The sequence below is a fragment of the Pseudoalteromonas shioyasakiensis genome (assembly GCF_022398475.1).
In the GTDB taxonomy this organism is placed as follows: domain Bacteria; phylum Pseudomonadota; class Gammaproteobacteria; order Enterobacterales; family Alteromonadaceae; genus Pseudoalteromonas.
In genome coordinates this window covers 16,490-31,814 of sequence record NZ_JAKEVM010000040.1, presented here as the reverse complement: position 1 = coordinate 31,814, position 15,325 = coordinate 16,490, and the positions used below count along the sequence as shown (strand labels likewise).

At 44.2% G+C, this 15,325-nt stretch carries 11 protein-coding genes; all 11 read right to left on the bottom strand.

Going from position 1 to position 15,325, the window contains the following annotated elements:
* The coding region (locus L1D51_RS09490; protein ID WP_235523726.1) for a GTP-binding protein at nt 1-249 on the bottom strand (249 nt) is incomplete at its 3' end.
* Between the two features lie 60 nt (nt 250-309).
* Nucleotides 310-2,424, bottom strand: a complete 2,115-nt coding sequence (gene fusA, locus L1D51_RS09485) for an elongation factor G (RefSeq protein WP_054563999.1) — start codon at nt 2,422-2,424, stop codon at nt 310-312.
* 27 nt (nt 2,425-2,451) lie between these two features.
* Complete coding sequence (rpsG, locus tag L1D51_RS09480; RefSeq protein ID WP_054554834.1) at nt 2,452-2,922, bottom strand: 30S ribosomal protein S7; 471 nt, start codon at nt 2,920-2,922, stop codon at nt 2,452-2,454.
* A 97-nt stretch (nt 2,923-3,019) separates the two neighbouring features.
* Entirely contained in the window at nt 3,020-3,394 is a 375-nt protein-coding gene (gene rpsL, locus L1D51_RS09475) for a 30S ribosomal protein S12 (RefSeq protein WP_002958885.1), read from the bottom strand.
* Nucleotides 3,395-3,586: 192 nt separating this feature from the next.
* A complete protein-coding gene (gene rpoC / locus L1D51_RS09470) occupies nt 3,587-7,759 on the bottom strand; it encodes a DNA-directed RNA polymerase subunit beta' (RefSeq protein ID WP_054564000.1) in 4,173 nt (1,390 codons plus the stop codon).
* Nucleotides 7,760-7,856: 97 nt separating this feature from the next.
* Nucleotides 7,857-11,882: a DNA-directed RNA polymerase subunit beta gene (rpoB, locus tag L1D51_RS09465; RefSeq protein ID WP_055022150.1), complete on the bottom strand. Its 4,026-nt coding sequence runs from the start codon at nt 11,880-11,882 to the stop codon at nt 7,857-7,859.
* Nucleotides 11,883-12,154: 272 nt separating this feature from the next.
* Nucleotides 12,155-12,517, bottom strand: a complete 363-nt coding sequence (gene rplL, locus L1D51_RS09460; RefSeq protein WP_054554830.1) for a 50S ribosomal protein L7/L12 — start codon at nt 12,515-12,517, stop codon at nt 12,155-12,157.
* Between the two features lie 81 nt (nt 12,518-12,598).
* On the bottom strand, nt 12,599-13,093 hold the full coding sequence (gene rplJ / locus L1D51_RS09455) for a 50S ribosomal protein L10 (RefSeq protein WP_054554829.1): 495 nt from the start codon (nt 13,091-13,093) through the stop codon (nt 12,599-12,601).
* Nucleotides 13,094-13,412: 319 nt separating this feature from the next.
* Complete coding sequence (rplA, locus tag L1D51_RS09450) at nt 13,413-14,117, bottom strand: 50S ribosomal protein L1 (protein ID WP_054564002.1); 705 nt, start codon at nt 14,115-14,117, stop codon at nt 13,413-13,415.
* 4 nt (nt 14,118-14,121) lie between these two features.
* Nucleotides 14,122-14,550, bottom strand: a complete 429-nt coding sequence (rplK, locus tag L1D51_RS09445; protein ID WP_054554827.1) for a 50S ribosomal protein L11 — start codon at nt 14,548-14,550, stop codon at nt 14,122-14,124.
* A gap of 215 nt (nt 14,551-14,765) precedes the next feature.
* Nucleotides 14,766-15,323 carry a transcription termination/antitermination protein NusG gene (gene nusG, locus L1D51_RS09440; protein WP_054554826.1) on the bottom strand — a complete coding sequence of 186 codons (558 nt, stop codon included), beginning with the start codon at nt 15,321-15,323 and terminating at the stop codon, nt 14,766-14,768.
* Between the last annotated feature and the right edge of the window lie 2 nt (nt 15,324-15,325).

Genomic DNA, 15,325 nt, shown 5'->3' with positions numbered 1-15,325 from the left:
TGGACAGTCTACGTGTGCGTAGTGACGAGTTGGAGTATCGTACTCAACGTGTGAAGTTGAGATTGTGATACCACGCTCACGCTCTTCTGGAGCGTTATCGATTGATGCGAAGTCTTTAGCTACACCACCGTATACTTTTGCAAGTACGTTAGTGATTGCTGCTGTTAGAGTTGTTTTACCGTGGTCAACGTGGCCGATTGTACCAACGTTTACGTGCGGTTTTACGCGTTCAAACTTTTCTTTTGCCATCTTAAAAAATTCCTATAAAGAAATTAACGCCTGACCCACTATTGGGCCAGACAAGCTAAATCATATAACAGCGCGAGCTGCAATTATTGCATCTGCAACGTTTTTAGCGGCTTCTGCATACTTCAAAAACTCCATAGAGTAAGATGCACGGCCTTGTGTTGCAGATCGCAGATCAGTTGCATAACCAAACATTTCAGAAAGTGGTACTTGCGCATTAATTTGCTTAAGACCACCGAATGCTTCTTCCATGCCTTCGATCATGCCGCGGCGACGGTTTAAGTCACCAACTACATCACCCATGTTTTCTTCAGGAGTGATAACTTCAACCTTCATTACTGGTTCTAGAAGAGCTGGGTTTGCTTCAAGCGCACCTTTCTTCATCGCCATTGAACCTGCAATCTTAAATGCCATTTCATTCGAGTCTACATCATGGAATGAACCATCATATAAAGTCGCTTTAACGCCAAGTAATGGGTAGCCTGCAAGCACACCTTGAGACATTTGCTCTTGGATGCCTTTGTCTACCGCAGGGATGTATTCTTTAGGAACGGCACCACCAACGATTTCGTTAACGAACTCGTAAGTTGGCGCTTCATCATCCGAAATATCCATCGGTTCAAGTTTAAGCCAGACGTGACCATATTGACCACGACCACCTGATTGACGTACGAACTTCCCTTCAACTTCAACAGCTGAACGGATAGCTTCACGGTATGCTACCTGCGGCTTACCAACGTTACATTCAACACTGAATTCACGTTTCATACGGTCGACAATGATATCAAGGTGAAGTTCACCCATGCCAGAAATAATAGTCTGGCCTGATTCTTCGTCAGTTTGTACTCTGAAAGATGGATCTTCTGCCGCTAGTTTACCTAACGCGATACCCATCTTATCTTGGTCAGCTACTGTGCGAGGCTCAACCGCAACAGAGATAACTGGCTCTGGGAACTCCATACGCTCAAGCGTAATAATTGAGTTCGGATCACACAGTGTCTCACCTGTTGTTACGTCTTTAAGACCAATAGCCGCTGCGATGTCGCCTGCGTAGACTACTTTGATCTCTTCACGTGAGTTTGAATGCATCTGAACGATACGACCAAGTCGCTCACGCTTACTTTTAACTGGATTATATACCGCATCACCCTGTTTAACAGTACCAGAGTAAACACGGAAGAAGGTCAAGGTGCCAACGAACGGGTCTGTCGCAATCTTAAAAGCAAGCGCGGCAAACGGTGCGTTGTCATCAGCAGGACGTTCTTCCTCAGTACCATCTTCAACGATACCTTGGATTTGTTTCACTTGTGTTGGTGCAGGCATATATTCGATAACAGCATCAAGCACAGCTTGAACACCCTTATTCTTAAATGCACTACCACACGTCATTGGAACAATTTCGTTTGCTAATGTGCGCTGACGTAAAGCTGCTTTAATTTCAGCTTCGGTCAGGTCTTCACCTTCTAGATATTTGTCCATTAGTTCTTCTGATGCTTCAGCAGCGCTCTCAACCATGTGAGAACGCCATTCTTCTGCAAGCTCCAGAAGCTCTGCCGGAATGTCCTCATAAGTGAAAGTCATGCCTTGATCTTCGGCATTCCAGTTAATGGCTTTCATCTTAATAAGGTCAATAACACCTTTAAAGTCGTCTTCAGCACCAATTGGTAGCTGAATTGGAACAGGCGTTGCTCCAAGACGAGATTTCACCTGGTCCACAACTGTTAAGAAGTCAGCGCCAGTGCGATCCATTTTGTTTACGAAGATCATGCGAGGAACTTCGTATTTGTTCGCTTGACGCCAAACTGTCTCAGTTTGCGGCTGTACACCAGATGAAGCACAAAGAACAACTACCGCACCATCTAGTACGCGTAAAGAACGCTCTACTTCGATAGTGAAATCTACGTGTCCTGGCGTATCAATGATATTGATGCGATGGTCGTCAAATTGAGCGTCCATCCCTTTCCAGAAACACGTTGTTGCAGCAGAAGTGATTGTGATACCACGCTCTTGTTCCTGCTCCATCCAATCCATAGTTGCAGCACCATCATGTACTTCACCGATCTTATGAGAAAGACCCGTGTAGAACAGAACACGTTCTGTTGTGGTGGTTTTACCTGCATCTACGTGAGCGCAAATACCGATATTGCGATAGCGCTCAAGTGGAGTTGTACGTGCCATATGATCCTCTTAAAGGTTAAGGGCAGATTACCAACGGTAATGAGCGAATGCTTTATTCGCTTCAGCCATACGGTGAACGTCTTCACGTTTCTTAACCGCAGTGCCTTTGTTGTCAGCAGCGTCAACGATTTCTTGAGCTAAACGTAAGCCCATAGATTTTTCGCCACGCTTACGTGCAGCGTCTACTAACCAACGCATACCTAATGCGTTGCGACGTACTGGACGTACTTCAACTGGTACTTGGTACGTTGAACCACCAACACGGCGAGATTTAACCTCTACCTGTGGGCGAACGTTTTCAAGTGCAGCTTCAAAGATTTCAAGGTGCGACTTGCCTGATTTCTCAGCAGCCACGTCTAACGCACCATAAACGATTTTTTCAGCAGTAGATTTCTTGCCGTCTAACATTACTACGTTAACGAATTTAGCAAGAAGTTCCGATCCGAACTTAGGATCTGGAAGAATTTTACGTTGACCTATTACGCGTCTTCTAGGCATTTTGTATCTCCGGTATCTTCAGGTTTGCTCTTTTAGAGTCAATACCCAAAACAATTAATTTAAAAATTTAGTGCTTGGCCTTACTAACGGAGAACCATTAGCCCTTAGGGCGTTTAGCACCGTATTTAGAACGAGCTTGACGACGGTCGCTAACGCCTGCACAGTCAAGTGCACCACGTACAGTGTGGAAACGCACACCTGGTAAGTCTTTAACACGACCACCACGGATTAGGATTACACTGTGCTCTTGTAAGTTGTGGCCTTCACCACCAATGTAAGATGTTACTTCGAAACCGTTAGTTAAACGAACACGCGCTACTTTACGTAATGCAGAGTTTGGTTTCTTAGGTGTAGTTGTATATACACGAGTACATACACCACGCTTTTGCGGACAAGCTTTAAGTGCAGCTGAGTTACTTTTAGTAACTTTGCTACGACGTGGCTTACGCACTAGCTGGTTAATAGTTGCCATTTAAATAGCTCCTGAAATTAAAATTACTACTGAAAAAATAAAAAATCCGCCCTGTTTACATGCTCGTTACAAAACGTGCAGGCAAATGGGTGGCGGAATTTTAATGAGCAAAGTTTAACCTGTCAACCTTAACTCATCGTAAGGCAGAAGATAACTGCCTTACGATTTCTTAATCTATTGATTAAGTTGAGATTATTGGTTTCCAGAGATATCTGCGTTTAGTGCGTCAGTTAGTGCTTGAGTTGCCTCTTCAGCGCTTACTGTTTGCTCTTCAACGATTTCACCTTGCTTGCGACGGTTTAAACGGTCTTGGTGATACGCAAAGCCTGTACCAGCTGGGATCAGACGACCCACGATTACGTTTTCTTTCAGACCACGAAGCTCATCGCTCTTACCATTTACAGCGGCTTCAGTTAGGACACGAGTTGTCTCCTGGAACGATGCTGCAGAAATGAAAGATTCTGTTGCAAGTGACGCTTTAGTGATACCCATTAACTGGATTTCAAACTTCGCTGGGATCTTGCCTTGTTTCTCAAGTTCACGGTTAGAAATATTAACGCGTGCTACTTCAACTTGTTCACCGGCTAAGAACTCAGTGTCACCGCCGTCAAGGATGATACATTTACGTAGCATCTGACGAATAATTGTCTCAATGTGCTTGTCATTGATCTTAACGCCTTGCAAGCGGTAAACCTCTTGCACTTCGTTAACGATGTAGTTAGCTACATGAGTTACACCACGTAGGCGTAAGATGTCATGTGGTGACTCAGGACCATCGGCGATAACCTCACCTTTAGACACTTGCTCACCTTCGAACACGTTAAGTTGACGCCATTTAGGGATCATCTCTTCGTATGCGTCACCCTCAGCTGGAGTGATTACAAGACGCTTCTTACCTTTTGTTTCTTTACCGAAGCTGATAGTACCTGTGATTTCTGCAAGGATTGCAGGATCTTTCGGCTTACGTGCTTCGAATAAGTCAGCTACGCGAGGTAGACCACCCGTGATATCACGAGTCTTCGAACCTTCTTGCGGAATACGTGCAAGTACGTCACCTGGGTTTGCAGTTGCGCCGTCTGTTACTTCAATCGTTGTGAATGAAGGAAGACGTGTTTCTTGCAGACCACGCTCATCGCTTTCGATGATTAGTTTAGGTTCTTTCGCATTCGCTTTACCTAAGTCTTTAACAACCACACGTGTTAAACCAGTTAACTCGTCTGTTTGTGCTTCGGTATTTGAGTCATCAATGTCGCTGAACGAGATTTTTGACTTGTGCTCAAGAACGATTGGGTGACTATGCGGGTCCCAAGTAGCAACGATGTCGTTACCTTGAACTTCTGCATTATCTTGTACTGCTAACACCGCACCGTAAGGTACTTTATAACGCTCTTTCTCACGACCAAAGCTATCGATGATAGTGATCTCTGTTGAACGAGACGTGATAACAATCTTACCGTCTGTGTTTAATACGTACTTCGCATTGTGTAACTTCAATGTACCGTTAGTTTTAACTTGTACACTGTTTTCAGCAGACGCTCGAGATGCCGCACCACCGATGTGGAAGGTACGCATCGTAAGCTGTGTACCCGGCTCACCGATTGATTGTGCCGCGATAACACCTACTGACTCACCTGGATTGATGATGTGGCCACGCGCAAGGTCACGACCGTAACACTTAGCACATACACCAAAGTCATTATCACAAGTGATTACTGAACGAACGCGTACTTCATCCACTGAGTGCTCTTCTAAAAGGTCACACAGTTTTTCGTCAAGCATGATGTTACGCTTAACAAGTACTTCGTTAGTATTTGGAATTAATACATCTTCAGCAACAACACGACCTAGTACACGCTCACGAAGTGCTTCTACAACGTCACCACCTTCGATAAGCGGTTTCATTGTTAAGCCATCTTCTGTGCCACAGTCGTCTTCGTTGATTACTAAGTCTTGTGCAACGTCTACTAGACGACGCGTTAAGTAACCCGAGTTTGCTGTTTTAAGTGCTGTATCGGCAAGACCTTTACGCGCACCGTGCGTTGAGATGAAGTACTGTAGTACGTTTAGACCTTCACGGAAGTTCGCCGTGATTGGTGTCTCGATGATTGAACCATCTGGACGTGCCATTAGACCACGCATACCCGCTAACTGACGGATCTGAGCGGCGCTACCACGTGCACCTGAGTCTGCCATCATAAACACTGAGTTAAATGAAGATTGCTCTTCTTCTTCGCCTTTAGCGTTGATTACAGTGTCTTTTGATAAGTTAGCCATCATCTCACGTGATAAGTTTTCATTTACACGTGACCAGATATCGATAACTTTGTTGTACTTTTCACCAGCCGTTACAAGACCTGATTGGAATTGTTGGTTGATTTCAGTTACTTCAGCTTCCGCTGATTCAATGATTTCTGCTTTAACCGGTGGGATCACTAAGTCATCGATACCGATTGAAACACCTGACTTCATTGCGTAGTGGAAACCTGTGTACATTACTTGGTCAGCAAAGATAACGGTATCTTTAAGACCTAGACGACGGTAACACTCGTTTAATAAGCCAGAAATTTGTTTCTTACCTAGGGCTTGGTTGATTAACTCAAACGGCATGCCTTTAGGTAGGATTAGTGAAAGAATTGCACGACCTACTGTTGTTTCAACAATAGATACTTGCTCAACTGCTTCACCTTCTTCATTGTTAACTGTTTCGCTAATACGTACTTTTACGCGCGCATGTAGCTCAGCATTACCACTGCGGTATGCTTTTTCAGCTTCTTTAGGATCTTTAAATACAGTACCTTCGCCTTTCGCATTGATGCGATCACGAGTCATGTAGTAAAGACCTAATACAACGTCCTGTGAAGGAACGATGATTGGCTCACCATTCGCTGGAGATAGGATGTTGTTTGTAGACATCATTAGAGCACGTGCTTCTAACTGTGCTTCAAGCGTTAACGGTACGTGTACCGCCATTTGGTCACCATCGAAGTCAGCGTTGTACGCCGCACAAACTAATGGGTGTAAATGGATCGCTTTACCTTCGATAAGCACAGGTTCGAACGCTTGGATACCCAAACGGTGAAGTGTTGGTGCACGGTTAAGTAATACTGGATGTTCACGAATTACTTCGTCTAATACATCCCATACTTCTGCCACTTCACGCTCAACCATCTTCTTAGCTGCTTTGATAGTCGTAGCCATGCCGCGACGCTCTAGTTTGCCGTAGATAAATGGTTTGAATAGCTCAAGTGCCATCTTCTTAGGAAGACCACACTGGTGTAGTTTAAGCGTAGGACCTACTGTGATTACAGAACGGCCAGAGTAATCTACACGTTTACCAAGTAAGTTCTGACGGAAACGACCTTGCTTACCTTTGATCATATCAGCAAGCGATTTAAGAGGACGTTTGTTAGAACCTGTGATCGCACGACCGCGACGACCGTTATCAAGTAGCGCATCTACCGCTTCTTGTAACATACGTTTTTCGTTGCGTACGATAATGTCTGGTGCTGCTAGATCTAATAGACGCTTAAGACGGTTATTACGGTTAATAACACGACGGTAAAGGTCATTCAGATCAGAAGTCGCAAAACGACCACCGTCTAGTGGTACTAATGGACGTAGATCAGGCGGAAGTACTGGAAGTACTGTCATGATCATCCACTCAGGGTTGTTACCTGATTGGTGGAAAGATTCCATTAATTTAAGACGTTTAGTGATCTTCTTACGCTTAGTTTCAGAGTTAATTGTAGGTAACTCTTCACGCATTTCAGCAATTAATTGGCCAAGATCAAGTTCACGAAGCAAGTCTAATACTGCTTCTGCACCCATCTTCGCTTCAAACTCATCACCGTGCTCTTCTAGTGCATCTAGGTACTCTTCTTCACCTAAAAGCTGACCACGCTCAAGCGTTGTCATACCAGGCTCAGTTACTACGAATGATTCGAAGTAAAGTACGCGCTCGATGTCACGAAGTGTCATGTCTAGCATTAAGCCGATACGTGACGGTAATGATTTTAAGAACCAAATGTGCGCAACTGGGCTCGCAAGCTCAATGTGACCCATACGGTCACGACGCACTTTAGTAAGCGTTACTTCAACGCCACACTTTTCACAAATAACACCACGGTGCTTAAGGCGCTTATATTTACCACATAAACACTCATAATCTTTCACTGGGCCGAAAATACGGGCACAGAATAAGCCGTCGCGCTCAGGCTTGAAAGTACGGTAGTTGATTGTCTCAGGTTTCTTTACTTCACCGTATGACCATGAACGAACCATATCTGGCGAAGCAAGACCAATGCGAATTGCATCGAATTCTTCGGTCTTATTTTGTTGCTTCAGAAACTTAAGTAAGTCTTTCACCTTAGCTCTCCTGTCGGAGGTTAATCTTGAGGGCGAACCAATCGCCCCTACATTCTATTCGGCCTAACAGGTGCGGCTTACGCCGCACCTAAATGGCTTAATTTTCTTCCAACTCGATGTTGATACCCAGTGAGCGGATTTCTTTCAACAATACGTTGAACGATTCTGGCATACCTGGTTCCATCTTATGGTTACCATCTACGATGTTCTTATACATCTTAGTACGACCGTTCACGTCATCCGATTTCACTGTTAGCATTTCTTGTAGAGTATATGCAGCACCGTAAGCTTCTAGTGCCCACACCTCCATCTCACCGAAACGCTGGCCACCGAACTGAGCTTTACCACCCAGCGGCTGCTGAGTAACAAGGCTGTAAGAACCAGTTGAACGTGCGTGCATCTTGTCATCAACCAAGTGGTTAAGTTTCAGCATGTACATGTAACCAACAGTTACTTGACGTTCGAACTGATCGCCAGTACGGCCATCATAAAGTGTAACTTGACCGCTTCTTGGATAACCACCAAGCTCTAGTAAGTCTTTGATTTCGCTTTCACGAGCACCATCAAAGGCTGGAGTTGCGATCGGTAAACCACCTTTCAAGTTATCAGCTAAGCGACGAACTTCATCATCAGAGAACGAGTCGATATCAACTTTCTGACGACAATCACCTAATTCGTAAACTTTCTTAACAAAGCTACGGATTTCGTGCAGTTCACGCTGCTCTTTCATCATTTCTTCTAAGCGCTCACCCACACCACGTGCAGCAAGACCCATGTGTGTTTCTAGGATCTGACCGATGTTCATACGTGATGGTACACCTAGCGGGTTCAGAACGATGTCTACCGTACGACCTTTGTCATCGTATGGCATATCTTCTACTGGTACGATAGTCGAGATAACACCTTTGTTACCGTGACGACCCGCCATCTTATCACCCGGTTGGATACGACGTTTAACAGCTAGGTATACTTTAACAATCTTAAGTACGCCTGGTGCTAAGTCATCACCTTGAGTGATCTTACGACGTTTGTTTTCAAACTTCTTATCGTATTCAGCTTTAAGCTCATCGTACTGGGCAGCTAGTTGCTCAAGTTCAGCTTGCTTATCTTCTTCAGCAAGGCTTTGAGTAAGCAGCTTTTCAGCATTTAGTGATGCAATTGAATCTGCGTTCAGACCTGCGTCAACAAGTAACTTACGAGCACGGTCTAATACACCTGCTTCTAAGATACGGAACTCCTCGTTGAAGTCTTTCTTCGCTTCGCGAAGCTGCATGTCTTCAACTTCTAACGCACGCTTATCTTTTTCAACACCATCACGGGTGAAAACTTGTACGTCGATTACAGTACCAGTTACAGAGTTTGGTACGCGTAAAGAGCTGTCTTTAACGTCTGACGCTTTCTCACCGAAGATAGCACGTAGTAGCTTTTCTTCTGGTGTTAATTGCGTTTCGCCTTTCGGAGTCACCTTACCTACTAGGATATCGCCGCCTTTAACTTCAGCACCGATATAAACAACGCCTGATTCATCAAGCTTGCCTAGTGCAGACTCACCTACGTTAGGGATATCTGCTGTGATCTCTTCAGGACCTAATTTAGTATCACGTGCGATACATTGTAGTTCTTGAATGTGGATAGTCGTTAGACGATCTTCTTGAACTACACGCTCTGATAATAGGATTGAATCCTCGAAGTTATAACCGTTCCATGGCATGAATGCCACGCGAAGGTTTTGACCAAGTGCTAAGTCACCTAAGTCAGTCGAAGGACCATCTGCTAATACGTCACCACGTGTTACCGGCTCACCAACCATACAAGTTGGTTTTTGGTTAATACATGTATTTTGGTTTGAGCGAGTGTATTTAGTAAGGTTGTAAATATCGATGCCCGCTTCACCTGGAATACGCTCATCTTCATGTACATTTACAACGATGCGGCTTGCATCCGCATACATTACTTCACCACCACGCTTAGCAACGATAGTTACACCAGAATCTTTCGCTAGTGTAAGCTCGATACCTGTACCTACCAGCGGTTTGTCCGCGATAAGTGTTGGTACGGCTTGACGTTGCATGTTTGAACCCATCAATGCACGGTTAGCATCATCGTGTTCTAGGAACGGGATAAGTGCTGCCGCTACAGAGATCACCTGTTGTGGTGATACGTCCATATATTGCTGGTCCATTTTGCCCATAAAGGTTGATTCACCTTTGTGACGACATGGAATTAGTTCATCAACAAACTCATTGTTTTCGTTCAAGTTTGAGTTCGCCTGAGCGATAACAAACTGACCTTCTTCAATGGCTGATAAGTAATCTACTTCATCAGTAACTACACCGTTTACCACTTTACGGTAAGGTGTTTCTAAGAAACCATAGTCATTCGTACGTGCGTACGTAGACAATGAGTTAATTAGACCGATGTTTGGACCCTCAGGCGTTTCGATTGGACACACACGACCATAGTGAGTTACGTGAACGTCTCGAACCTCGAAGCCAGCGCGTTCACGTGTTAAACCACCCGGGCCTAATGCAGAAATACGACGCTTGTGCGTTACTTCTGAAAGCGGGTTATTTTGGTCCATGAACTGTGATAACTGAGATGAACCAAAGAACTCTTTAACCGCAGCCGAAATAGGCTTAGCGTTAATAAGATCTTGTGGCATTACAGCGTCAAGGTCACCTAAGCTTAAACGCTCACGTACAGCACGCTCAACACGTACTAGACCAACGCGGAATTGGTTCTCAGCCATTTCGCCAACACTACGGATACGACGGTTGCCTAAGTGATCGATATCATCAACATCGCCAACACCGTTACGAATAGCGATAAGCACTTTCATAACAGCTACGATGTCTTCTTTCGATAATGTGCCAGGGCCAGTATCTGAGTCATAACCTACACGGCTATTGAACTTCATACGACCAACTGTTGATAAATCGTAACGCTCGTCAGAGAAGAACAAGTTATCAAATAAGGCTTCAGCCGCGTCTTTCGTCGGTGGCTCGCCTGGGCGCATCATGCGATAAATTTCTACTAATGCTTCTAAACGGTTGCTTGTTGTGTCGATACGTAATGTATCTGACATGTAGGCGCCGCTGTCCACTTCGTTGATATATAGTGTATCAATCTTAGTGTGACCTGCTTTAACCAATTCAGCCATTAGCTCAAGTGATAGCTCGTCATTCGCGTTTGCGATGATCTCACCAGTTGACTCATCAACATAGTTTCTAGCTACAACACGACCAATGATGTACTCATGCGGTACTTCTAATTGGTTAATACCTTTTTTCTCGATGTTCTTGATGTGACGCGCAGTAATACGACGACCCGCTTCAACAAGGACTTCACCGTCTTCGCCTTTGATATCAAAAGCGGCAGTTTCACCACGTAAGCGTGAAGGAACAAGTTCCATAAGAACTTTACCGTCAGCAACTTCAAACGCAGTTGTATCGAAGAATATCTCTAGGATTTCATCCGTTGAGTACTCAAGTGCACGTAGGATGATTGACGCCGGTAATTTACGACGACGGTCAATACGTACATAAAGGTTATCTTTTGCATCAAACTCGAAGTCTAACCATGAACCACGGTAAGGAATTACACGCGCGTTATAAAGTACTTTACCTGACGAGTGAGTTTTACCGCGGTCGTTATCAAAGAATACACCAGGGCTACGGTGTAGCTGAGAAACGATAACACGCTCTGTACCATTGATAACAAAGGTACCGGTATCAGTCATGAGCGGAATTTCGCCCATGTAAACTTCTTGCTCTTTAATGTCTTTAACTGTGCCTGGTGCTTCTTTGTCCATCACCACAAGACGCAATTTTACGCGAAGTGGAGCAGAATAAGTCACACCGCGAATTTGACATTCTTTTACATCGAATACTGGCTCACCAATACGATAACTTACGTATTGAAGCTCAGAATTTCCCGAGTAGCTTTTGATAGGAAACACAGAACGGAAAGCAGCTTCCAAACCGTGATCGCCATCAGCGTCAGGGACTAAGAATTTTTTAAACGATTCTAACTGCGTCGACAGTAAGAAAGGTATATCCAAAACTTGTGGACGTTTACCAAAATCCTTACGGATACGTTTCTTTTCAGAATAAGAGTAAGCCATGGGGTTCCTCAGCTTGCTGATCTTTGACCCGACCTGTTCTTGTAAGAACAGACTTAACTGGCATCTAAGCCAAGATGTACAACATTAAATTGTTGTTCTATTTTGCTCTGACACTTTCAACACCAAACTAGGTAACAACTTGAAAGTAAAGAGAAAATTAGATTTTATTTGCGTTACAGGATTGCATCGCTCTATAGCGCAAAAAGGCCGGTGATTAAATAATCACCAGCCCTTGCCTGATTACTCAGGCAGCGAACCTAGCGTAAGCTAGATTACTTAACCTCAACTTCAGCACCAGCTTCAGTAAGGTCTTTTGCAAGTGCTTCAGCTTCTTCTTTAGATACACCTTCTTTGATAGGTGCAGGAGCAGCTTCAACAAGTGCTTTAGCTTCTTTAAGGCCAAGACCAGTAGCACCACGTACAGCTTTGATAGCTGCAACCTTGTTAGCGCCAGCGCCAGTAAGGATTACGTCGAACTCAGTCTTTTCTTCAGCTGCTTCAGCAGCAGGACCAGCAACAACAGCAGCAGCTGCAGTTACGCCGAATTTTTCTTCCATTGCTTCAACTAGAGCAACAACGTCCATTACTGACATTTCAGCAATAGCATCAAGGATTTGGTCTTTAGTTACAGACATTACAAATTTCCTAATTATTACGGACTAAATATAGCCCAAAAAAAATATTACACCGAAAGTGAACAAAAAAACAGCTTAAAATTAAGCAGCTTGCTCTTCTTTCTGTACACGTACTGCTTCAATTGTTTTACACAATTTACCTGCAGACGCTTCTTTCATAGCGCTCATTAAGCGTGCAACAGCTTCGTCGTAAGTAGGTAGAGTTGCTAGCATAGCTGCGTCTACTACGTTACCTTCAAATGCAGCCGTCTTAACTTCGAATTTCTCGTTCTTCTTCGCGAAATCTTTGAAGATACGCGCAGCAGCACCTGGGTGCTCTGAAGAGAAAGCGATTAAGCTTGGACCTACAAGTGAGTCAGAAAGGCACTCAAAATCTGTACCTTCAACAGCACGTTTAGCTAAAGTGTTACGAACAACTTTCATCCATACACCAGCTTCACGAGCTTCTTTACGAAGGGCAGTGATAGCACCAACTGTTACACCACGAGAATCTGCAACAACTGCAGAAAGAGCACCAGTGGCTGCTTCGTTGACTTCAGCAACAATTGCTTTTTTGCCTTGAAGATTTAAAGCCATGGGTGTTACTCCTGGTTTAATGGGTTGCCGAAATTGGCTTCCCTGTTCTACTCTTCCCCATCAAAAATGGAGATGCTTTTTACGGCGAGAGCCAGAAGATTAGGAAAAATCTATCTGGGGATTCACACCGTCTACGTAGGTAAAATATTAAGGCTGAAGCCGCCTACGGTCTTGGACGGAAGCCCAATTTATCGTTTTTACCCGAAGGCATTACGAAATTATGGACTTCAACCCGAATTCTTTACTTGTTTCGAAATTAACTTTCTCAACAAAATGGCGCAAAATTATAGTTCAAATTTCGCGCCATGTAAACTCTTAATTAAGCAACAACTGTGCTTAGAGAGTTTTGGTCAACAGCAACACCTGCGCCCATTGTTGTAGAGATAGTTACTTTCTTCACGTAAGTACCTTTTGCTTGAGAAGGTTTAGCCTTCTTAAGCGCAACAATAAGAGCTTCAAGGTTTTGTTGAAGTTGCTCAGCAGTGAAATCAACCTTACCGATAGTAGTATGGATGATACCGTTCTTGTCGTTACGGTAACGAACTTGACCTGCTTTCGCGTTTTTAACTGCTTCTGCAACGTTAGGAGTTACAGTACCAGTTTTAGGGTTTGGCATTAGACCACGTGGACCTAAGATTTGACCTAGTTGACCAACAACACGCATAGCGTCTGGAGATGCAACAACAACGTCAAAGTTCATCTCGCCTTTCTTAACTTGTTCAGCAAGATCTTCCATGCCCACTAATTCAGCACCAGCTTCTTTCGCAGCATCTGCGTTAGCGCCTTGTGTGAATACAGCAACACGAACTTCACGACCAGTACCGTTAGGTAGTACAGTTGCACCACGAACGTTTTGGTCAGATTTACGAGCATCGATACCAAGGTTAACAGCAACGTCAACACTTTCTACGAATTTAGCTGTCGCTAACTCTTTTAAAAGAGCAACTGCTTCGTTGATTTCGTAATCTTTAGTTACATCCACTTTTTCGCGGATTGTACGCATACGTTTAGTTAATTTTGCCATTATCTTAGTCCTCTACGTTCAAGCCCATCGCACGCGCAGAACCTGCGATAGTGCGAACTGCAGCGTCCATATCAGCCGCTGTAAGGTCAGGTCGTTTTGTCTCAACGATTTCTTCAAGTTGAGCACGAGTTACTGTACCCACTTTTTCAGTGTTAGGACGGCCAGAACCTGATTTGATGCCTGCAGCTTTCTTAAGTAAGTAAGCAGCCGGTGGAGTTTTCATGTCGAACGTGAAAGAACGGTCACCGTAAACAGAGATCACTACAGGAACTGGAGCGCCTTTTTCGATAGATTCTGTACGTGCGTTGAACGCTTTACAGAATTCCATGATGTTTACACCGTGTTGACCTAGTGCTGGACCTACTGGAGGACTAGGGTTAGCCATACCAGCGGCAACTTGTAGCTTGATAATAGCTTCAACTTTTTTAGCCATAATAAATACCTCATTTGGTGGGTCATAGCCTTGTGCGCGCGAGGACGCGTACTCTAACGGCTTCCCAGTTTAAAAATTGGTTCTCACTTTTTAGTGATAAAACAAGTTGTAACTTGCCCTAACACAAAAAGGCCGCTGATTATAAGTTAATCAGCGGCCTTTTTCAAGCGTATTGCCAAAATATTAAACGATTTTGGCAGCTTTAATTTTTTTACTTACTTGTCTTGCTCAACTTGACCAAATTCAAGGTCAACAGGTGTCGAACGACCGAAGATAAGAACAGACACTTTCACGCGGCTCTTCTCGTAATCAACCTCTTCAACAACACCGCTGAAGTCAGCAAATGGACCATCGATAACACGAACAACTTCGCCTGGCTCGAATAATGTAGCTGGCTTAGGTGCTTCAGAGTTTTCTTGAAGACGGTTTAAGATGCGGTCAGCTTCTTTTTGGCTAATTGGTGCTGGACGATCAGACGTACCACCAATGAAACCCATAACACGTGCAGTGCTGTTCACTAAGTGCCAGCTTGCATCGTTCATGTCCATTTGAACTAGTACGTAACCTGGGAAGAATTTACGCTCAGATTTACGCTTTTGGCCAGCGCGCATCTCAACAACTTCTTCAGTTGGTACTAATACTTCACCAAAACTATCTTCCAAACCTTCAATCTTGATGTGCTCAAGAATAGTTTGTGCTACACGCTTCTCGTAACCAGAGAAAGCTTGTACTACGTACCAACGTAGTTTCTTTTCGTTCTTCTCATCCGACATGG

Excerpts from the sequence above, each read along its gene's own strand:
- rpsG (WP_054554834.1), bottom strand. The coding sequence starts at position 2,922 with ATGCCTAGAAGACGCGTAATAGGTCAACGTAAAATTCTTCCAGATCCT.
- rpoB (WP_055022150.1), bottom strand. The coding sequence starts at position 11,882 with ATGGCTTACTCTTATTCTGAAAAGAAACGTATCCGTAAGGATTTTGGT.
- rpsL (WP_002958885.1), bottom strand. The coding sequence starts at position 3,394 with ATGGCAACTATTAACCAGCTAGTGCGTAAGCCACGTCGTAGCAAAGTT.
- fusA (WP_054563999.1), bottom strand. The coding sequence starts at position 2,424 with ATGGCACGTACAACTCCACTTGAGCGCTATCGCAATATCGGTATTTGC.
- nusG (WP_054554826.1), bottom strand. The coding sequence starts at position 15,323 with ATGTCGGATGAGAAGAACGAAAAGAAACTACGTTGGTACGTAGTACAA.
- rplJ (WP_054554829.1), bottom strand. The coding sequence starts at position 13,093 with ATGGCTTTAAATCTTCAAGGCAAAAAAGCAATTGTTGCTGAAGTCAAC.
- rplK (WP_054554827.1), bottom strand. The coding sequence starts at position 14,550 with ATGGCTAAAAAAGTTGAAGCTATTATCAAGCTACAAGTTGCCGCTGGT.
- rplA (WP_054564002.1), bottom strand. The coding sequence starts at position 14,117 with ATGGCAAAATTAACTAAACGTATGCGTACAATCCGCGAAAAAGTGGAT.
- rplL (WP_054554830.1), bottom strand. The coding sequence starts at position 12,517 with ATGTCTGTAACTAAAGACCAAATCCTTGATGCTATTGCTGAAATGTCA.